Annotated in this window: 21 protein-coding genes and 1 pseudogene; 7 read left to right on the plus strand and 15 right to left on the minus strand. The window is 70.5% G+C overall.

What is annotated here, in order from left to right; all coding sequences use genetic code 11:
- Positions 1–32 precede the first annotated feature (32 nt).
- From ACIBQX_RS42760 to ACIBQX_RS42780, 5 genes are all read right to left on the minus strand, one after another.
- Positions 33–2,141, minus strand: a complete 2,109-nt coding sequence (locus ACIBQX_RS42760; protein WP_397015077.1) for a 2Fe-2S iron-sulfur cluster-binding protein — start codon at positions 2,139–2,141, stop codon at positions 33–35.
- A 41-nt stretch (positions 2,142–2,182) separates the two neighbouring features.
- A complete protein-coding gene (locus ACIBQX_RS42765) occupies positions 2,183–2,521 on the minus strand; it encodes a transcriptional regulator (RefSeq protein ID WP_397015079.1) in 339 nt (112 codons plus the stop codon).
- Positions 2,518–2,961 carry a hypothetical protein gene (locus ACIBQX_RS42770; RefSeq protein ID WP_397015081.1) on the minus strand — a complete coding sequence of 148 codons (444 nt, stop codon included), beginning with the start codon at positions 2,959–2,961 and terminating at the stop codon, positions 2,518–2,520. The genes ACIBQX_RS42765 and ACIBQX_RS42770 overlap by 4 nt, the downstream gene beginning before the upstream one ends.
- A gap of 171 nt (positions 2,962–3,132) precedes the next feature.
- Entirely contained in the window at positions 3,133–3,618 is a 486-nt protein-coding gene (locus tag ACIBQX_RS42775) for a winged helix-turn-helix transcriptional regulator (RefSeq protein ID WP_397015083.1), read from the minus strand.
- A 40-nt stretch (positions 3,619–3,658) separates the two neighbouring features.
- Positions 3,659–4,087, minus strand: coding sequence for a cupin domain-containing protein (locus ACIBQX_RS42780; protein WP_397015085.1), 429 nt, complete (start codon positions 4,085–4,087; stop codon positions 3,659–3,661).
- Positions 4,088–4,223: 136 nt separating this feature from the next.
- On the opposite strand from ACIBQX_RS42780, the gene ACIBQX_RS42785 reads away from it, so the two are divergent.
- From ACIBQX_RS42785 to ACIBQX_RS42805, 5 genes are all read left to right on the plus strand, one after another.
- Positions 4,224–5,213: an alpha/beta fold hydrolase gene (locus ACIBQX_RS42785; protein WP_397015087.1), complete on the plus strand. Its 990-nt coding sequence runs from the start codon at positions 4,224–4,226 to the stop codon at positions 5,211–5,213.
- A 197-nt stretch (positions 5,214–5,410) separates the two neighbouring features.
- Positions 5,411–5,737: a PadR family transcriptional regulator gene (locus ACIBQX_RS42790; protein WP_397015089.1), complete on the plus strand. Its 327-nt coding sequence runs from the start codon at positions 5,411–5,413 to the stop codon at positions 5,735–5,737.
- Positions 5,734–6,090 (plus strand): DUF1048 domain-containing protein, encoded by a 357-nt coding sequence (locus ACIBQX_RS42795; RefSeq protein ID WP_397015091.1) that lies wholly within the window; start codon positions 5,734–5,736, stop codon positions 6,088–6,090. The genes ACIBQX_RS42790 and ACIBQX_RS42795 overlap by 4 nt, the downstream gene beginning before the upstream one ends.
- A 1-nt stretch (position 6,091) precedes the next feature.
- Positions 6,092–6,418: a DUF1048 domain-containing protein gene (locus ACIBQX_RS42800; protein ID WP_397015093.1), complete on the plus strand. Its 327-nt coding sequence runs from the start codon at positions 6,092–6,094 to the stop codon at positions 6,416–6,418.
- A 66-nt stretch (positions 6,419–6,484) separates the two neighbouring features.
- On the plus strand, positions 6,485–8,074 hold the full coding sequence (locus ACIBQX_RS42805; RefSeq protein ID WP_397015095.1) for an FAD-dependent oxidoreductase: 1,590 nt from the start codon (positions 6,485–6,487) through the stop codon (positions 8,072–8,074).
- A gap of 68 nt (positions 8,075–8,142) precedes the next feature.
- On the opposite strand, the gene ACIBQX_RS42810 is transcribed toward ACIBQX_RS42805, so the two are convergent.
- The 3 genes from ACIBQX_RS42810 to ACIBQX_RS42820 are packed head-to-tail and all read right to left on the minus strand — an operon-like array spanning position 8,143 to position 12,501.
- Positions 8,143–9,858: an ABC transporter ATP-binding protein gene (locus ACIBQX_RS42810; RefSeq protein ID WP_397015097.1), complete on the minus strand. Its 1,716-nt coding sequence runs from the start codon at positions 9,856–9,858 to the stop codon at positions 8,143–8,145.
- Positions 9,855–11,603, minus strand: a complete 1,749-nt coding sequence (locus ACIBQX_RS42815; RefSeq protein WP_397015100.1) for an ABC transporter ATP-binding protein — start codon at positions 11,601–11,603, stop codon at positions 9,855–9,857. Before ACIBQX_RS42815 ends, ACIBQX_RS42810 begins: the two co-directional genes overlap by 4 nt.
- 1 nt (position 11,604) lies before the next feature.
- Positions 11,605–12,501 carry an alpha/beta hydrolase gene (locus ACIBQX_RS42820; RefSeq protein ID WP_397015102.1) on the minus strand — a complete coding sequence of 299 codons (897 nt, stop codon included), beginning with the start codon at positions 12,499–12,501 and terminating at the stop codon, positions 11,605–11,607.
- A 117-nt stretch (positions 12,502–12,618) separates the two neighbouring features.
- Between ACIBQX_RS42820 and ACIBQX_RS42825 the strand changes: the two genes are divergently transcribed.
- Complete coding sequence (locus tag ACIBQX_RS42825) at positions 12,619–13,653, plus strand: PucR family transcriptional regulator (protein WP_397015104.1); 1,035 nt, start codon at positions 12,619–12,621, stop codon at positions 13,651–13,653.
- A 75-nt stretch (positions 13,654–13,728) separates the two neighbouring features.
- Positions 13,729–14,322 carry a TetR/AcrR family transcriptional regulator gene (locus tag ACIBQX_RS42830; protein WP_397015106.1) on the plus strand — a complete coding sequence of 198 codons (594 nt, stop codon included), beginning with the start codon at positions 13,729–13,731 and terminating at the stop codon, positions 14,320–14,322.
- A gap of 30 nt (positions 14,323–14,352) precedes the next feature.
- Here ACIBQX_RS42830 and ACIBQX_RS42835 read toward each other — a convergent pair whose 3' ends face one another.
- The 7 genes and pseudogenes from ACIBQX_RS42835 to ACIBQX_RS42865 all read right to left on the minus strand — a co-directional run bounded on the left by ACIBQX_RS42835 (position 14,353) and on the right by ACIBQX_RS42865 (position 19,466).
- Positions 14,353–15,174 (minus strand): SAM-dependent methyltransferase, encoded by an 822-nt coding sequence (locus ACIBQX_RS42835; RefSeq protein ID WP_397015108.1) that lies wholly within the window; start codon positions 15,172–15,174, stop codon positions 14,353–14,355.
- 59 nt (positions 15,175–15,233) lie between these two features.
- Complete coding sequence (locus tag ACIBQX_RS42840) at positions 15,234–15,848, minus strand: ATP-binding cassette domain-containing protein (protein ID WP_397015150.1); 615 nt, start codon at positions 15,846–15,848, stop codon at positions 15,234–15,236.
- A 382-nt stretch (positions 15,849–16,230) separates the two neighbouring features.
- Positions 16,231–16,536 (minus strand): annotated as a pseudogene (locus ACIBQX_RS42845) (ABC transporter); the annotation flags it as partial.
- Positions 16,537–16,571: 35 nt separating this feature from the next.
- Positions 16,572–18,560, minus strand: coding sequence for a zinc ribbon domain-containing protein (locus ACIBQX_RS42850; RefSeq protein ID WP_397015110.1), 1,989 nt, complete (start codon positions 18,558–18,560; stop codon positions 16,572–16,574).
- On the minus strand, positions 18,557–18,685 hold the full coding sequence (locus ACIBQX_RS42855) for a hypothetical protein (RefSeq protein WP_397015112.1): 129 nt from the start codon (positions 18,683–18,685) through the stop codon (positions 18,557–18,559). The genes ACIBQX_RS42850 and ACIBQX_RS42855 overlap by 4 nt, the downstream gene beginning before the upstream one ends.
- A gap of 70 nt (positions 18,686–18,755) precedes the next feature.
- Positions 18,756–18,980, minus strand: a complete 225-nt coding sequence (locus ACIBQX_RS42860) for a hypothetical protein (RefSeq protein WP_397015114.1) — start codon at positions 18,978–18,980, stop codon at positions 18,756–18,758.
- A 102-nt stretch (positions 18,981–19,082) separates the two neighbouring features.
- Positions 19,083–19,466: a winged helix-turn-helix transcriptional regulator gene (locus tag ACIBQX_RS42865; RefSeq protein ID WP_397015116.1), complete on the minus strand. Its 384-nt coding sequence runs from the start codon at positions 19,464–19,466 to the stop codon at positions 19,083–19,085.
- Positions 19,467–19,583: the final 117 nt, after the last annotated feature.

The following is a 19,583-nucleotide window of genomic DNA, read 5'->3' on the forward strand; positions in this document are numbered from 1 at the left end:
CGAAGGGGGCGCCGGGAGCTACCGGAACGCGATCATTGCATGGCATGAACCTCATCTTGGGGATCCGGCCCGGTGCGGACATCGACCATAAGTGGTGTCTCACCGTCGGTGACAGTACTTTCGGCCGGGTTGATCGCGACGGCGGTGTCGGTCAGCGGATAGGAGACGCAGGCGAGGACGCCGCCGTCCTCCACGGTGCCCCGCACCTCGCCACGGAGGAGCTGGATCCGGCATTCGCCACAGCTGCCGACGGTGCACGAATAGGGCATCGGCACGCCTGCGGCGAGGCCCGCGTCGAGCATGGTCCGGCCGGCGGCGACCACCACGTCACCGACGTCCTCGACCGTCATCGTCCGCGCGACCAGATCGGGAGCCGCCGTGGGCGCGCTGGTGAAACGCTCCTCGTGCAGGCGGTCCGAGGCGACGCCGAGGCCGGTGAGACACTCGCGGACGCTGGTCAGCATGGCCGCCGGTCCGCAGAGGTAGTAGTGGGCGCGATCTGAGCGGGGCAGGTGGCCGGGGCCGATCCGGCCGGTGCGGCCGGTCCAGCTCGGGCCTGGGCGAGACAGCACGTGGTGCACGGTGAGACGGCCGGGATGGGCGTCCTGGAGTGCCGCGAGTTCGCCGGCGAAGATGATGTCGGCCTCGGTGCGGTTGCCGTACAGCAGGGTGATCGTGGCGTCGGGCGAGGCGGCGAGCACCGTACGGATGATGCTCATGAGCGGCGTGATGCCGCTGCCGGCGCCGATCAGGACGTATTCCGCGCCGGCCGCCGAGGGATCCGTCACGCGGAAGGTGCCGGACGGCCCGAGGACGCGCATCTCGGTGCCGGCGCGGGCGTGGTCGTGGAGATGGGTGGAGCAGAGCCCGTCCCGTTTGACGGTCAGCGCGAGCCGGTCCGTGCCCGGGACGGAGGTGGCCGAGTAGGCGCGCCGGACGGTGCGCCCGTCGATCTCCATGATGAGGGTGTAGAACTGGCCGGGTGCGAACCCGGTGTCGGCCCCGGACAACACCAGCGTGACCGCGTCAGGCGTCTCCCGGACCACGTCGATGACCCGTACCGGCCGCCCGGGCCGGGAGTCGGACGCCACGCCGTACCCTTCCTTCTCCAGCGCGCGGCGGTAGGAGGCGTCCATGAGCCGCCGGCTCAGCCGGGGGAACGCGGCCAGCAGCCTGGCCGGCCAGCGCAGCGCCGGCTTCATCGTGCCGAGCTGCCGTGTCGACGACGCCGTCAGCTCGGACAGCGTGCCCGCGTCGGCGCGGTTGGCGCGGTCCCAGACGTTCGCGGCCGCCACGGCCTGGTTGTGCCGCACCTCGGCCCGCTCGACGGTGACGATGAGCGCGGTCCGCGGGACGGCGCCGCCCAGCGCCAGGTCCGCCAGCAGATCCGCGTCGTCCGTGACGACGGCGGTGCCGCTCACGTGCAGCACGTCCGTACGGCCGGGAACGAGCATCGCGGCGGAGAACCGGTCGTCGGCCAGCAGGTTGTGCGAGGTGTCCGCGCGCTTGTTGCCGAGCCGGTCCGGGATGGCCAGCGTGTGCCCGTCGATCACCCGGACGAAGCCGGGCGTGTCACCGCGCGGGCTCGTGTCGCTGCCTTGGTCACCGTCCCAGGAGGACACGACCATGAACGGGGTGGCCCCCAGGAAGCCGGCGACGCCCGCGCCGGCCAGCGGCCCGCCGGCCACCGCGCGAACGGACGCCGCCGGAACGACCGGATCCCACAGCCGGGACCGGAGAATCGCCCGTGCGCAGTGGATGTAGGCCTGGCTGATGTCGACGACGATCCGGCCACGGGATCGCTCTGACCGCTCGGCTCGCCGGGCGACCATGCCGTTCAGCCGTAGCGTCTCGCCTACGCCGGGCAGCAGGAAGACGAAGGAGACCGGGCCCGACGCGTCCACCTCGGAGGCGAAGCTGATCCGCGTCGGCGATTCGACCTCGGCGAAGCCGGGCCTTCCACCGACCACCGTCGTCCTGAGCCACCCGTCGTCGTCACGGTGGCCGAAGCCCGCGAGCGGCGCGATGGCGAGCATGTGCCGGCAGGCCTCGTCCAGGTACGCGAGCTCCTTCATCATCACGAGCGCCGGTGGCCGGCCGACGATCGCTTCGAGCTGCGCCACGGTCGTGATCCGGTTCATGGGTCGGTTGTTCTCCCTCGTCGACGGTAAGGCCTGCATCGTCACTGGATTCGTCCCCACTCGTTCAGTGTCTCCGGCGAACCGACCGGTGCGCCCGGTGCGGCGAGAAGTTCCTTGAGCGCCTGGACGTGCCCGGCATAGGCACGACGGCCCTCGGCGGTGAGGCTCACCCAGGTCTTCACCCGGCCCCGGCCGGTCGGCTTGGAGATGGCGACGTAACCGGCGTCCTGCAGCACCTTCAGATGTTTGCTCAGCACCGAGTCGGCAACGCCCAGAATGTCCCGCAACACCGCGAACTCGGCGGTGGACGAGGCGGCGAGAAGCGCGCAGATCCGCAACCGGTTCGGCGCGTGCACCACCTCGTCGAACCGCGCGGTCATGCGCCTGCCCTCAGATGGGCACGCAGTGCGATGTCGAAGCGCCGGCTCAGCGCGATGGTGGCGGCGAACCCTGCCACGGCCAGGCACCACACCGGCCATCGCAGGCCGGTCAACGCCCCGATGCCGAAGGCCGCGACGGCCGACAGGACCGTCAACCCGCCCAGCGCGGCGACCCACCGGCCGGCGGGGCCCGCTTCGGGGCCGGCCACCCAGACGCCGGTCACGTGGCGATAGGCGCTGATGAGCGCGTCGCAACCGGCGATCAGCAGCACGCCGCCGCCGACCTTGACCACGGTGTCGCCGAGCCCGACCGCGAGCACGAAACCGGCGATCAGCAGTCCGAAACCCGGGTGATACCACCACGGGGTGATCAGCCGGTCGGCGAGGGCCGCGCGGGCTTCAGCAACGAGAGACAGACTCTCGGCACTATTGCTTTCCATAGTGGAAAGTCAATCACATTCCAAATTGGAAAGTCAATGCACGGCCCAGCTCGGGACACCGGCCGAGCGTGGCGAGATGGCCGTCGGCGGCGATGCCGCCAACGGCGGTCAGCTCTGGCGGAGAGTGTGGCGCCGCCGGTCAGCTCTGGCGGACGGTGTGGCGCGGGCCGCTCAGCGGCCCGGGTAGCGGTCACGCATGGCCGAGCTCGCGCCCGGGCCCGCCGCGAAGACGTACGTGTCGCTGTCGTCGAGTCGGCGTCCGGTCCTGGCGTCGACGATCACGGGCTCCACCTCTTCGCCGCTGTTCGCGTCGACGAGGATCATGCTGCGCTTCTCGGGCGCGAGCCGGGCATTGCCCCATGCGGCCAGCGCCAGGATGACCGGCCGCAGAGAGCGGCCGAGGTCGGTCAGCACGTACTCGTGGCGGACCGGATTGCTCTGGTACGGCCTGCGCTCCAGCAGTCCGTCGGCCACGAGGGTCTTCAGGCGGGCGGTGAGCATGCTGGAGGAGATGCCCAGATTCTCCTGGAACTGGTCGAAGCGGGTGTAGCCGTCGAAGGCGTCGTGCAGGATCAGCAGCGTCCACCACTCACCGACGTGCTGCACCGTCGTGGACAGGGGACACTCCCGGTCCTCCAGCCTGATCCGGCTTGCCACGTGACCATCCCCTGCCGCTATGGGTCGAAACCAGTGGCTCCTATTTTAGCAGTTTCAGGGGAAGCCGAGAGGTTGGCGCGTCCCCCTGAGCGCCGATGAGCATCAGCAGTTCCGCGGCCCGGTCGGCGGTGTTGCCGATCCAGTGCGGCAGCCGGGTGTCGAACTCGGCCGCCTCGCCGGGACCGAGCCGCAGCTCACGGTCGCCGAGGACGAGCAGGACGTGGCCGGTCATGACGTAGAACCACTCGTAGCCCTCGTGCCCGCGCGGGTTCGGTGTGAGGCCGGCGGCGGGTGGGTGGATCACCTTGTACGCCTGGATGCCGCCAGCGTTCCGGGTCAGCGGCATGAACGTCAGACCGTAGCGCTGAACGGGTCGCATGTGGATGCGCGGGTCACCGGTGTGTGGCGCGTCGACCAGCTCGTCGAGGGTCACGCCGTACGCCTGGGCCGGCGGGAGCAACCGCGTCACTCCGAGGCTCGACCATGCGCCCATCTTGCGGATCCGCAACTTCCTTTGCACGTTTCGTACGGCCGCCCACATTCTTGCTCCTGGCCGGAGCAACGCCGGCGATCATGCGAACCCTGACTTGAGGAGAAGAATGGGCATGGCCCTGGACAGACGCAGGTTCTTGGCCGTCGGCGGCGGGGCCGCCGCGATGGCGGCCACCGGTCTCGGCACGGCGTGGGCGGCGAGCACCACCGACCGGAAGGCGGCGCACGACGCGATTCCGCAGCCGTCCTTGCGCGGCTTCACCAGCGGCTCGGTGGTGGCCAACGGCATCCGCCAGCACTACGTCGCGGGCGGCACGGGCGAGCCGCTGGTCCTGCTGCACGGCTGGCCGCAGACCTGGTGGATGTGGCGCAAGGTCATGCCGGCCCTGGCCGAGCACTTCCGCGTGATCGCGGTCGACCTGCGCGGCATGGGCGGCACCGCCAAACCGGCCGGCGGCTACGACAAGAAGAACATGGCCAAGGACATCCACGAACTGATCCGGGCGCTCGGCTACCGCTCGGTCCACCTGGCCGGACACGACATCGGGTCGATGGTGGCCTACAGTTTCGCGGCCAACCACCCCGCCGCGGCGAGAAAGGTCGCGTTGCTCGATGTGCTGCACCCCGACGACAGCTACTACGAGTTCCGGATGCTGCCACGGCCCGGGCAGTCGTCGGCCAGCCCGTGGTGGTTCGCGTTCAACCAGGTCCGGCAGCTCCCCGAAGAGCTCATCGCCGGCCAAGGCCGGGAAGTCGTCGATTGGGTGTTCGACTATCTGCTGGTCGATCGCGGCGCGATCGACGACAGGTCACGCGCCGTCTTCGGGCGGAACTACTCCTATCCGGCCGCCATCCGCGGCGGGAACAGCTGGTACCAGGCGTTCGGCCAGGACATCGCCGACCTGAAGACCTACCGGCCCGTCGGCACCCCCCTGCTGGGCCTCGCCCACCCCGGCTACTTCCCCCTGATGCGGGCCACGCTGCCCAAGCAGGGCACCGACGTACGCGTGGCCGAGATCGCGGGCACCGGGCACTACCTGGTCGAGGAGCAGCCGTCCGAGGTGGTCCGGCACTTCCTCGACTTCTTCGGCCGAAGGAGGTAGGCGTTGCCGGCCGATGCCCGACCCCACGTTTGCGGTTCTCCACTTGCGCTTCAGCTATTCAGTGTTGCCACATACCAGTAGTCAGTGTTACTTTATACCAGTAGTAAGCAACACTAGGTAGCTGAAGCGTCTATGCTGGCCCTCTACTCTGTAGTACTCGGTACTACCGCATGTCACCAGATCGAAGAGGACCCACGATGGACGACCTGACGGAGATGCTGAAGGGCACGCTAGAGGGCTGCGTGCTCGAAATCATCGGCAGTGAGGAGACCTACGGGTACGCCATCACGCGTCGGCTGAACGAACTCGGCTTCGCCGACGTCGTCGAGGGGACGGTTTACACCATCCTGCTGCGACTGGAGAAGAACGGGCTCGTCCAGGTGACCAAACGACCGTCCGGGCTGGGCCCGCCGCGCAAGTTCTACGCGCTCAATGACGCGGGGCGCGAAGAACTCGTGAAGTTCTGGGCGAAGTGGGAGTACGTCACATCGCGGATCGACAAGCTCAAGGAGGGCGGGAGATGAACATCTGGGAGACCATGACGGGCAGCGACCTCACCAGGGAATGGAAGGCGTTCGAAGTACGGGCCGAGGCCTTGCCGGCCGACTACCGGGCGGCGTGGGAACAGATCAAGTGTCATCTTTTTCCTTACGGGAGCTTCACAGGCCGCAACCTGATGCCGATTCTCGACGGTGCTCTGGGGCTGCTCGAAGAGACAGCGGCCGATGGGCAGAGCGTTCATGAGGTGCTGGGTGACGACATCCAGGGTTTCTGCGCGGCGCTGGCCGGCGGAGAAGGAGCCCGGACCTATCGCGACCGGTGGCGTGAGCAGTTGAACAGGAACGTCGCAAGGAAACTGGGCCGGCTAGGAGGCTGATGTGGGCATCCACGACATCATCGAGGGCAAGAAGCAGTGGCGGGCGCACGTGGCGCGGGTCAAGGCGCTCCCGCCGGACTACCAGATCGTCTATAAGGAGATCCAGCGCTACCTTTTCAAGATCGGACCGATCGAGATGTCCGACGGGTCCCTTCTCTCCGGGATCGTCGACTTCTTCGAGGAGGGCGTCGCGGCCGGCAAGGGAGTCCTCGAACTCATCGGCACCGACGTCGCCGCCTTCTGCGACGACCTGGTCAAGGACTCGCGCACCTACGCGGACCTCTATCAGGAGTCCCTCGGCGCGAACCCCGGCACGGCCGAGAAGTAACGGCCGTTGTTGCCGAACCAGCAAGAGAATTTGCCGTACGGTCGGCGTTGAGCCGACCCTCTACCCATGACGACTACAGACATCCCGCGCAACGGGGACAAGCGATTCGACGTGGTGGTCGTGGGCGGCGGCGCCGCTGGGTTGAGCGGTGCGCTCGCGCTGGCCCGGGCGCGCCGGTCGGTGCTGGTGATCGACGCCGGTCAGCCGCGCAACGCCCCCGCGTCCCACGTTCACAACTACCTCGGGCGTGAGGGCACCCCTCCGTCCGAGCTGCTGGGCATCGGCCGCGAGGAGGTGACCGGATACGGCGGCGAGATCCTGTCCGGTGCCGTGGTGGCGGCCGAGCGTCTGGAGGAGGGCGACTTCCGGGTGACGCTCGCGGACGGGTCCTCGGTCCTGGCGCGGCGGCTGCTGGTGACCACCGGGCTGGTGGACGAGCTGCCCGAGGTGCAGGGGCTCGCCGAGCGGTGGGGCCGCGAGGTGCTGCACTGTCCCTACTGCCATGGCTGGGAGGTGCGCGGCGAGCGGATCTCGATCCTGGGCACCGGCCCGATCGCGGTGCATCAGGCGCTGCTGTGGCGGCAGTGGAGCGACCGGGTGACGCTGTTCCAGCACACGGCGCCGGACCTGACCGCCGAGCAGGCGGAGCAGCTCGCCGCCCGCGACATCACCGTGGTGCGGGGCAAGGTGAGCGCCCTGGCCGTGACCGACGACCGGCTCACCGGGATGGCCATGGCCGACGGCCGGGTGATCCCGTCCGACGCCGTGATCGTCGGCGCCCGCGCCACCGCCCGCGCCGGCGTGCTGGAGAGCCTGGGCCTGGAGACGGTCGAGCAGGAGATGTTCGGGCACGCGGTCGGCACCTACGTGCCCGCCGACCCGGCGGGGGCGACGGAGGTGCCGGGTGTCTGGGTCGCCGGCAACGTCGCGACCTTGACCGACGTGGTCATCACCGCCGCCGCCGCGGGCCTGCGCGCCGCGGGGGCGATCAACGGCGACCTGGTCGCCGAGGACACCCGTCTCGCCGTCGCCGCCCGGCGGGCGCAACAGGAGTTCTGGGACTCCCACTACGGTGAGCGGCCGCAGGTCTGGAGCGGGAACCCCAACGCCATCCTGGTCCGCGAGACCACGGACCTGAAGCCGGGCACCGCCCTCGACCTGGGATGCGGCGAAGGTGCCGACGCCATCTGGCTCGCCGGCCGATCCTGGCGCGTCACCGCCGTCGACATCTCCGGGGTGGCCCTCGAACGCGCCGCCGGGCACGCGGAGCAGGCGGGCGTCGCCGAGCTCATCGACTGGCAGCGCCACGACCTCGGCATGTCCTTCCCCGAAGGGGTCTTCGACCTGGTCTCCGCCAGTTTCCTGCACTCCTACGGCGACATGCCGAGAGAGCGGATCCTGCGCACCGCCGCCTCGGCCGTCGCCCCCGGCGGGGTGCTCCTGGTCACGGGGCACGCCGGCTGGCCGTCCTGGCAGCAGGATCCGCACCCGGACGTGCACTTCCACACTCCCCAGGAGGTCCTGCGGGCCATCGAGCCGGCGGACGGGGAGTGGGAGGTGCTGCTCTGCGAGGAGCACGAGCGTATCCAGAACACGCCGGACGGGACGCCGGGAACACGTACGGACAACGTCCTGAAGATCCGCCGGCTGCGCTGACCGGCACGCCGACCGAGCTGCCCGCCCCGGGGCGGGCAGCTCGGGCCGGTCGAGCAGCACGAACCGGCTCATTCACCTGCGACCGGTGTCATGGACAGGTGCCAGAAGCCGGCGTAACGACCGCTGTGGCGCAGCAGCTCGTCGTGGCCGCCCTCCTCCACGATCCGGCCGCCGTCCAGGAAGACGACGCGATCGGCGCGCTGGACGGTCCGCATCCGGTGCGCCACCATGACCACCGTCCGGCCCGCCAGCAGGCGCTCGACACCCTCGTGCACGGCGGCCTCGTTCACCGGGTCCAGGGCGGAGGTCACCTCGTCGAGCAGCACGACGGGCGCGTTCTTCAGCAGCGCTCGCGCGATCGAGACCCGCTGGCGCTCACCGCCCGACAGCAGGGTGCCGCCCTCGCCGACGTTCGCCGCCCAGCCACCGGGCAGCCGCTCGATCACCTCGTCCAGCCGCGCCGCGGTCGCCGCCGCGCGCACCTCGGCCTCATCGGCGTCGGGACGGCCGAGACGGACGTTCTCCTCGATCGTGCCGTCGAAGAGATAGACATCCTGGAAGACGATGGCGATCCGGGCCATCAGCGCCTCGGTGCCGATGGCACGTACGTCCACGCCTCCCACGCGCACCGCGCCCGCGTCCACGTCGTAGAACCGCGCGAGCAGCCGCAGCAACGTGGTCTTGCCCGCACCCGACGGCCCGACGACGGCGAGCCGCTGTCCTTCCGGCACGGACAACGACACGTCGTCGAACACCGTACGGTCGCCATGCCGGAAGGTGACGGACTCGAACTCCAGGTCATGGCCCGCGGGCTGGACCGGCTCGGGAGCCTCCGGCAGCGGCTCGGTGCGCAACACCTTGTCGAGCCTGTCCAGCTCGGACCGCGCGCCGCGGAGTTTGCCGCCGATGTCCGACAGCGACAGCAGCGGATCGGCGCACCGGGCGGCGAGCACCAGGATCGCCAGCACCTCCGCCGCGCCGATGCTCCCGCCCAGCGCGAGGTACGCGCCCAGGGTCAGCAGCACGGTGAAGATCGTCTGCACCGCGAGCGTCAGTCCCACCGTGCCCGGCAGTGCCGCCAGCACCGTCCGGCGGGACGCGCGCTGGACCTCCCGCAGCGAGTCGTCGAGCAACGTGAAGCGTTCGGCGGTCCGGCCACCGGCTCGCAGCACCGGCTGGGCCTGGAGATATTCGATGACCCGCCCGGTGGCCTCATGGTCGCGTTCGTGACGCTCGGCGTCGGCGGCGGACATCGAGCGCGCGGTCCAGACCTGGATCGCCGCCACGACGGGCGCGGCGAGCAACGCGGCCAGGCCCAGTTGCCAGGTGAAGGCGAGCATCACGGCGACGATCGTCAGCGGAGTCACCAGGGCGGAGATGAACGGGCCCAGCAGATGCGCCGCCACGCCCATCGCCGCCAGGAGTCCGCGGCCGGCCATGACGGACACCTCGCCGACCCGGCCGGCGGTGTACCAGCCGATGGGCAGCCGGGCCAGATGCTCGCCGAGCCGGTGATACATGCCGCGCAACATCGTGGTCCCGACTCGCATACCGGACAGATCGCTGATGTAGCGCAGCACCGCGTAGCCCGCGACCGCGGCCCCGAACGCGATCAGCCAGGGCCGCGCATCCGCGGGCTCGCTGCCGAACAGTGCCCGCAGCACCGGGAACAGCAGCGCGTAGGACAGTCCCTCTGCTATCGCCGTCAAGGTCATCAGGGCCACGGTGCGGCGCATCGCCTGGGCGTACTCGTGTCCCAGCACGCGCAGCAGCATGCGGATCATCGGGGCTCGCCTCCTTGCGGTACGCCCTCGTAGGGGGTGATCGACGATCGGTGGGCTCGCCGGAACGCGGCGAACTTCCCGTCCTGTTCCAGCAGCTCGGCGGGCCTGCCGCGCTCGACGATCGACCCGTTCTCCAGCATCACGACGAGGTCGGCGTCGGCGACCGTCTCCAGGCGATGGGCGATGACCAGGATCGTCCGTTCGCCCTTCAGCGTCGCCAGGGCCCGGCGCACCGCCTGCTCGGTCTGCGGGTCGGCGAAGGACGTCGCCTCGTCGAGCACCAGCACCGGCGTGGCGGCGAGCAGCGCGCGGGCGAGCGCGATCCGCTGCGCCTCGCCGCCCGACAGCCGGGCGTCCTCACCGATCACCGACTCGTAGCCGCGCGGCAGTTCGGCGATGCGATCGTGAACGGCGGCCAGCCGGGCGGCGCGCACCACGTCGTCGCGGCCGGCATGCGGTACGGCCAGCGCGATGTTGTCCGCGACCGAGGCGCGCAGCAGGCGAACGTCCTGGAAGACGAAGGAGACCAGCCGGTAGAGCTCCCGGCTGCCGATCTCGCGCAGGTCGACGCCGCCCAGGACGACCGAGCCGTGGGTCGGGTCGAAGAACCGCGGCAACAGCTGGACCAGCGTGGACTTCCCGCTTCCCGACGGCCCCACGATCGCGGTGACCGTCCCCGGTTCGAGCACCAGGTCGATCCCACGCAGCACCTCGTGACCGGTTTCGTAGTGGAAGCGAACGTCACGCAATTCCACCCGGTGTCCCTGGGGTGTGACCGGGTGCGCGGGCTCCGGCAGCGACGGCACCTCCAGCACGTCACGGATCCGGCCGACCGCGCGGCCGGCGGCCTGCATGTCGTCGAAGCCGTGGCCGAGCGCCGCCACCGGAGCCGTCAGGCCCAGTCCCAGCAGCAGGAAGGGCAGCAGATCGGCCGGCGCCATGCCGCCGGACGTGATCAGAGCCGTACCGCCGATCAGCACGACGAGCAGCACGAACGGCGGCGACAACGCCAGTTGCATGCCCGCGGCGACCACGGACATGCCGCGTACCCACCGCAGGAAGACGCTGACGAAGTCGTCGGCGGCCGTGAGGAACCTGCGGTGGGCACGCGCGCCTCCGCCGAACGCCTTGACGACCGAGATCCCCTGCACGAACTCGACGACCGAACTCGCGATCCGCCCCATGGCCGCGTCGAACTCCTCCTGCTCGCGCAGCCGGGCGGGGAGCATCAGCAGCGGGACGAGAGCCACCGCCATCAGCACCGGGATCAGCGTGATCAGCGTGAGCCGCCAGTCGACGGCGAACAAATAGACCAGCGACACCAGCGGCACCACGAACGCGGAGACGAGCTCGCCGGGAGCGTGGGCGATGAACGGGTGCACGGCGCTCACGTCCTCTCCCACCACCCTCGTCAGCTCGCCGGTCCGGCGCCGGGAGAACCAGCCGATCGGTACGCGTCCCAGCCGCGCCGCCAACTGCCGGCGTAACGACAGCTGTACCTGGTCGTCCAGAATGTGCCCGAGCCCGGACGACGCGGCCGTGAACAGCAGCCGGACGAACAGGCCGACCGCTCCCACGGTCACGGCGAGCCAGACATGGCCATGATCGATCGGGCCGGGCGACAGCAGCGTGCGACCCAGTTCGACCACCGCCAGCAGCGGCGCCAGGCCCGCGACCGCGCCGATCACCTGCAGGATCACCACGGTGGCGAAACCCCACCCGTAGGCGCGCAGCAGCCCTGTCATCTCATGCGGCCAGGGCGCGGCGCAGGGCGGCGCCCAGCTCGGCGATCTGCCGCTGCGACACCTCGGCGGACAGGATGGCCTGCGACCCGTGGAAGGTGCCGGGCCACTGGTGCAACTCGACCGACACCCCCGCCTGCAGCATGCGCAGCGCGTAGTCGATGTCCTCGTCGCGGTTCGGGCAGAACTCCGCGGTGGCGACATAGGCGGGTGGCAGACCGGACAGATCGGTCGCCCGCGCCGGGGCGGCGTACGGTGTGGCGGGCGTGGACCCTAGATAGTGCCCCCACAGCTGGGCGGCCTTGTCGTGGTTCATCCAGGGGGTGTCGGTGAAGTTCCGCGCCGACCACGTCTGCAGCCGGTCGTCGAGACCGGGCTGGTTGAGCAGCTGGAAACAGATCGGTGGCCCCTGCTCGTCCCGCGTCCGCAGCGCCACCGCGGCCGCGAGCCCCGCGCCGGCGCTGTGACCGCCGACCGCGATCCGCCCCGGGTCGATGCCGAGCTCGGCCGCGTGCTGAGCCGTCCAGGTGAGCACGGCGTGGACGTCGTCCAGGGCGGCCGGGAACGGATTCTCGGGGGCCAGGCGGTAACCCACCGAGATCACCACCGCGCCGGAGCCGTCGGCCAGGCGGGCGGCCCACGGGTGCTCGGTGTCCAGGTTCCCCATGACGAATCCGCCGCCGTGCATCCAGATGATGGCGCCCTGCGCCAGGTGTGGCCGATAGATGCGCACCGGCACGCCCGGATCGGCGGGCACCGTGAGGTCCTCGACCTCCATGGCCGAGGTGTCCGGTGCCGGCAATGCGGTGGCCAGCTTGGCGAAGCCCTCACGCGCGGTGACAGGGTCGCCCAGGTCGGCCCGGGGGAACAGCGGGACGAATGCTTCCAGTTCGGGATCCATGCCCACCATGCTCGGGGTCGTTACCCCCGAGAGACCGCGCCATCTGTCGGGATTCCGGCCCCGATCACGCGCCGATCGGCGCACGGCCTTTCGCCGGGCAGCCCCTATCCTCCTGTCATGGAGGCACTGGCTGTACGGCTGTCGCACCTCGATTCGGAGGCCGGGGGCGCGATCCGCGTCGTCATGTTCTACGACACGCTGATGCGCCGGCGGGTGGATCTCCCGGCGCTCGCGCGGGCCTCGGCGGGCCTGGCCGAGTGCGTGGCCGGGATCCGGCTCCACGGCACGGGGCGGACGATCCGCATGTCGCCCGACGGCAGGGAGGCGTCCGCCCCGCCGCTGCCCGCCTCCACCACGGAGCCGATCACCCTCGACGAGGAGGAGATCGGCACGGTCTGGCTCGAACGACCCGGCCCGCCGAATCCCCTGGACGAGGTGCTGCTGGACCGGCTCGCCATCGCCGCCGCGGGCGTCGTCGAGCGGTACGGCCCGGCCCGCACCACCATGGCCGATCCCGCCCTGATCGAGCTGGTGATCAGCTCCGAGAACGACGACGCGGCCAGGGCGCGGGCGCTGCGGCTGCTCGGGTTCGCCGCCGGCATGCCGGTCCGTGTCGTCGCCGTACGGTCGCGGCTTCCTCTCGACCAGGTCAGCGGCCTGGTCTGCCCGGCTCGCCTGGTGAAGGCGGCACCGGTGGCCGACGTGGGCGTCATCCTGGCCACCACCATGGACCCGGCCCGCTTCCCGGCGGGGGTGCACGCGGGTATCGGCGCCGCCGAGAGCCCCGAGCGATCCTGGCGCGAAGCCCGTACCGCCCTCCGCTTCGCCACCCCACGCCGGCCGGTCGTCCACTACGCCGACCTGGGCGTGCTGGCACTGCTCGCGGAGGTGCCCCAGGACGCCGCGCGGGACAACGCCGACGTGATCGCGATCGCCCGGATCGCCGGCAACCCCGAAGACGTGGACACGCTGGACGTCTACTGTGCCACCGGCTCCCTGCGCCGGGCCGCCGACCTGCTCCACCTGCACCACAGCAGCGTCGCCCGCCGCCTCGATCACCTCGGCAGAACCCTGGGCATCGACCTCACCGATCCCGTCGGGCTGACCCGGGCCAGGCTCGCCCTCATCGCCTGGCGGCTCCTCGACGACTGAGCCGAAACCGGACTGATGGGTCCACTATCGGTATGCTGGTCCCGGACGATGACCGCTCCCCCCGGAAGGTCCCGCATGCGTACGCTGACGCCGAAAGGTGCCGCCACCCGGCAGCGGATCGTCCAGGGCGCGGCCCTTCTGATGCGCGAGCGCGGCCCCGCCACCGTGGGCCTGGACGACATCCGGGCGGTCACCGCGACGAGCAAGAGTCAGTTGTTCCACTACTTCCCGGCGGGCAAGGCGGACCTGCTGCTGGCGGTGGCCCGGCATGAGGCCGACCAGGTGCTGGCCGACCAGCAGCCGATGCTCGGCGACCTGACGACCTGGCCCAAGTGGGAGGCCTGGCGCGAGCGCGTGATCGACAAATACGCCACCCAACGCCAGAAATGCCCCCTGTCGGCGCTCACCGGCCTGCTGGGCCTGGCCGACCCGGCCGTGCGCGAGATCATCATCGACCTGTACGACCGGTGGCAGGCCCACATAGCCGCCGGTGTACGGGCGCTCAGGGACAGTGGCGAGATCGCCGCCGGGATCGACGTCGACCACGCCTCCACCGAGATTCTCACCGCCATCTCCGGCGGCGCCACGATGCTCGTCGCGACCGACCGCATCAGCTACCTGGAGATCAGCCTCGGTGAGGCCGTCAACGGCCTGCGCCGGCCCGCGTAGACCCGCGCGTCGTGCGAACGGATCAGGGAATCACGGCTTGACGGCGACACCGCAGTACGCGTCCACCATCTCGGGAACGCCGAACACCTCGGACTCCACCCCCCACCGGGAGACCGACACGACGCCCGGATCGATGAGCCGCAGACCGTCGAAGAAGCGCGTGATCTCCTCGGGAGTGCGGAGCCGATAGTCGTAGACCTGCCCCTCCTCCACCAGTTGCGCGGCCTCCGCGGCCTCCTTCGGCTTGACGGTGTTCGTGCCGTCTTCGAGGATCAGGTAGCTGCCCGACGGCAGGGCCGCCATCAGGTGCTTCGTCAGCGCGTACGCCTGCTCGTTGTCGGTGATCGTGCCCATCACGCCGAGCAGCATGAGCGCGGTCGGCCGGCTGAGGTCCAGCGTTCTGGCCGCGTGGGTCAGGATGGCGTCCGGGTCGCGTACGTCGGCTTCGATGTAGTCACAGGCGCCGTCGGGGTGGCTGGCCAGCAGGGCTTGGGCGTGGACGAGCACCAGCGGGTCGTTGTCGACGTAGACGATGCGGCTGGTCGGGTCCACTCGCTGGGCGACGTCGTGGGTGTTGTCCGCCGTGGGCAGCCCCGTCCCGATATCCAGATATTGTCGGATTCCCGCCTCTTCGGCCACATAACGAACGGCACGTCCTAAAAAGGCGCGGGCGTGGAGGGCGATGTCCTTGATTCCGGGATAGACGTGCTGCTCAAGATGTTCGGCGGTAGCCCTGTCGACCTGGTAATAGTCCTTTCCGCCGAGCAGGAAGTTCCAGACTCGGGCCTGATGTGGCGTGGTGGTGTCGATCTCCGCGGAAGGACGTCGGGGAGAGGCCGACTCATCGGTCACAAAGACTCCTGCAGGCGCTAGGTATGACGGCTTCTCACAGTTTGTCCGCCTTCACCCTCTCAGCGCCAGAGCGAGTCGACGGGACGCAGCTTGAGCTCCTGGTCGGTGGCCAGGGCGAGGAGTTCGTCGTCGTGGCTGACGAGGAGCACGACGGCGCCATCGGCGGCGAGGTCGCGCATGACCTGGGTGATGGAGTGCAGGTGACGACGGTCGACGCCGGAGCTCGGCTCGTCGAACACCACGATCCGGCGGGCGCTGAGCCGGGCCGCCGCCACGACGAGGCGCTGCTGCTGCCCGCCGGACAGGGAGAGCGGGTGGCGGCCGGCCAGGGCGTCGAGGCCCAGATCCCGCAACAGCTCGCGGAAGCGGAAGCCCAGGTCCGGCCCGGCGCCCAGCCGGAGCTCGGCCTCGACGCTGTCGGTGAACAACTGCCGCTGTACGTCCTGCATGACGATCGCGCTGCACCGCTGACGTCGGGTCCGGCCGAGTCGCCGCCCGTCCAGGAGTACGTCCCCTTCGTGGCGTTGCAGGCCGGTGCGGATCCGGGCCAGGGTGCTCTTGCCTGCGCCGTTCGGCCCGGTGATCGCGGTGATCATTCCCGGAGGCAGGTGGGCCTCCTCGATGTCGAGCGCCCGGCGGCCGCGGAAGGCGCAGCGGATGCCGCGCAGGGTCAGGCCGGTCGCGCCCGCCCCGTCCCTGGCAGGCGCGGCGGCACGTTCGACGCTCGGCCCGCGCGCTTGAGCCGATGGGGGGTGTCCGGCGCGCGGGCGGAGTGCGGCCGCGGAGGCCTTCCGCGCTCAGGGCGTCGTCGTCCAGGGCGGCGAACTCCTCGCCTGACCATTCGGCGTCGACCCGGCCCTCGCGCAGGGCGATGACCCGGTCGGCGAGGCCGCGCAGGAAATGCAGCCGGTGCTCGGCGATGACGATGGTGGCCCCGTGGGCGCGGAGCCGGGCGAGCGTGGCGGTGAAGCGTCCGATCGCGGTGGCCGAGAGGTTGGAGGTGGGCTCGTCGAACAGCAGCAGGGACGGGTGGTGGGCGGACGCGGCGGCGCAGGCCACCTGTTGCTGCTGGCCGCCGGACAGGCCCTGCAGCCGGCGGCCGGTGAGGTCCCGCAGGGCGTGCTCGTCGAGCGTCGTGGTGACGCGGTCGCGGATGCTCTCCGGCGGTTCGCCGAAGTTCTCCAGCGCGAACGCCAGCTCGGTCTCGGCGCCGTCGGTGAAGAACTGGCGGCGGGGATGCTGGAGCACGGTGCCGGTCCGGCGGCCGAGCCGATCGAGCGACAGGTCGGCGACGGCCTGCCCGTCGAGGTGCACGACGCCGTCGAGCCGGCCTTCGTGGAAGTGCGGGATGAGCCCGTTCATGAGCGTCTGCGATTCTCTGTGGTTTCCTGAGGGATTCAGGCGTTTCGGGCGGGCGTGGCCTTGGGTCTGCCGCTCCCGTACTCGGCTAGTGCGAGTACGGGGGTGGCTTTCACGTGGTGGAAGCCGGTCCGCTGGTGAGAATCGCGTACAAGTCCTGTGCGGACGGCCGTGGGGCTGTTCGCCTGGGGTACTTGGCCCGCCGGACGCTGTCCCACCGGGTGGGTGGGGGCGGGCACCAGACGCCGGTCGGGCAGCTGGCTGAAAGTCTTCGTGGTGGATCGCTCTGTGGGCCGTTGGCGGGTGGGTCGTTGGGGGGTGGCGCCGGTCTTGGTCCGGTCCAGTCGGGCCTGTCGGTCGTGTCGGGTTTGGGGGCGTGGGTGGAGGTCGGTGCGGGTGCGGCGGGCGCGCCGGGCGGCCCTGGTCGGCTTACGCGGGCGGCGGACGCGGGCGAGGTTGCCTTCCACGACGGTACGGATGGTGCGGACACCGCTGACGCGGTCGGTGACGGTATGGCGTTGGGCGAGCAGGCCGCGGGAGACGATCCGCTCAGCGGCGGCCTGGTCGCGGTCGCAGGACAGGCCGCAGTGGGGGCAGTGCGCCCATTTCCAGCCGCGCTGGGTGAGCCGGTCGGGGGCGGGCGTGTGGTGCAGGGGTGCGGTGCCGGTGCCGCAGCGTGGGCAGTATGTGCTGGTGCCGCGCGCGGGCACCGTCACCACGGCGAGCCCGGTCTTGGCGGCCAGATGCCGGATGGCGTCGGCCACCCGTCCCCGGACTTGGCCGGACAGGGCGGCGTTGCCGCGTCGGCGTCCGCGAGCCTCCAGCGTGGCGAGGTCTTCCAGGTAGATGACCGAGGCGCCCAACGCGACCGCCTGGTCGACGGCCCAGCGGGCGGCGCTCCAGGACAGGGCGTTGTTCAGGTGCCGGATCCGCGCGCACACCCGCGCGTGCTCCCGGTCGGCCCGCTCATACAGCGCGGCCACCTGCTCGTGGCGGGCCGCATCACGGGCGGGGTGGCGGGCGGCGTGTGTGGTGGCGCTGGGGGTGAGTCCGGCTTGGAGGGTGGCGTAGTGGTCGCGTTTGGCGGCCAGCGCCTCACGGTGCCCGCGCAACCGATGCAGTTTCGCACTGACCGTGGTGGCGTCATAGAGGAGCGGATGGCCATCACCCTCCACCCGGCCGTCGTGCAGCCGCCCGATGGTGCCGGTGAGCAGCGTGTTGACCCCCCAGTCGAACCCTGCCGCGACCGTGTGACCGGTGGCCGGGGCATACGACACCGCCACCGTGAACGGCAGGTCGACCCGCACCCGGCCGTCGGCCACCCGCAGGGTCGGACTGCACAGCCGCGCATCCACCGGCACCTGCGGGGGCAGCGGAACCGGCAGCACATGCCACGCCCAATCCCGGCGGGCGGCCGGCCGCGCGCACAACGGAAGCTGAACCCGCAACCGCGCGCCGGAGGGGCCGACGCGTTCCAGAGTGACCAACTGCCGGTCAGCGGCCGCGAGTAGCACCTGCGCGGCCACCACCGGCGGGCCCTCCACCTCCACCACATCCACCCGACGCAACCGACCGGCCTGACCGGTCAGGTCGGTCAGGTCGGTCAGGTCGGCGGGTGACAGTCCGTGCTCGTCGAGGTAGGCGCGCACCTGCCGGGTCCGGTTACGGATCAACGCTGCCGACACCCCGCCACCCGCCACCCCCGCCGTCGCGTTCAGCGCGGCACGCACCGCGGTCCACTCGGCGTCGGTGCGCCAGCCGGGATCGGCGGGCCACGTCGCGATGATCGCCGCCAGCACTGCCCGCCGATACAACGCCAACCGCAGCGCCCGGGCAGCCTCCTCCTCCGCGCACCGGCGCACCCGATCAGAGACATACACCCCCACCGGAGCGGCCGCACCCCAGCCGAGACGGCGCACCGCCATCCACCCTTTGGCGGGCAGAGCACGGCCGTCCAGCCCGACCCCCGCATCCAGCAGGTCCAGATCCGCCCGATTCCAACGCTCCGCCACCACCCCGGCCGTCATCGCCAGACCACAGCGGCCAACCGGCTCACCCGCTCGGCCAGCACCCGCTCACCGACCACCTCACCCGAGGATTCCAGCACCGCACGAAACGCCCGGCAGGACGCGGTGGACACCACCTCACCCATCAGCACCCACCCGACCCGCGTCCGCCCCTACGACCTCAGCCCATCGGGCCGGATATAGCTTAGGGTGACGTTACCGACACGCACAGATCATCGCCGAAACACAGCTACCCATAGCGGACACAAAGCACAGTCCTAACCCGGCGCGGAGCAGCCGGCGGCTGATCTCCACCACGGCGACCAGCGGCGCCATCCCGGCGAGCGCGCTGACACCGGTCAGCACGGCGCAGCCGATCAGGGTGGCACGGGCGGGAGCAAGCACCGATGGCGCCTTCCGTGCTGAGGAGACGGTGGACATGGCCACCCTTTCGCGTCGAGTTAGGTGAACCTAGCGCGACACACTAACGATAATCATTGTCGTTCGCTACCCTCCTCGTCGGAGATCACGGACGAGGAGCGCTCAACCCCCGCCGGCTTCAGAGCGCGTGTCGTAGGCCCGCTGCCGGGCGCCGATGTCGTCGGCGTGCTCGACCGCCCAGGTGTAGAGGTGCAAGAACGGCTCGCGCAGCGACTCGCCGAGTGGCGTCAGTGAGTACTCCACCCCTACGGGCGAGGTCGGCAGGACGCGGCGTTCGATCATGCCGTTGCGTTCGAGGCGGCGCAGGGTCTGAGTGAGCACGCGCTGGGTGACTCCCTCGAGCCGACGCTTGATCTGGTTGAACCGTTGCGGCTCCACCAGCACCGCCATCGTCATCATCGACCACTTGTCCGCGATCTGGTCGAGGATCGGACGGGTCGGGCAGTCAGCGCGGAAAACCCACTCCGGCTCGATGGTCTCGGTCACTCTCGGTATCCTCCGGGATCCTTGAGATGCTGAAAGTGCGTTATTGACGCCTCTCGGCGATCACCCAATCATAGGTATTCATCAGATACCTAGCGGCGCGGCTGCCACTGTCGCATG

The organism is Nonomuraea sp. NPDC049714 (assembly GCF_044465295.1).
Classification (GTDB): Bacteria; Actinomycetota; Actinomycetes; order Streptosporangiales; family Streptosporangiaceae; genus Nonomuraea.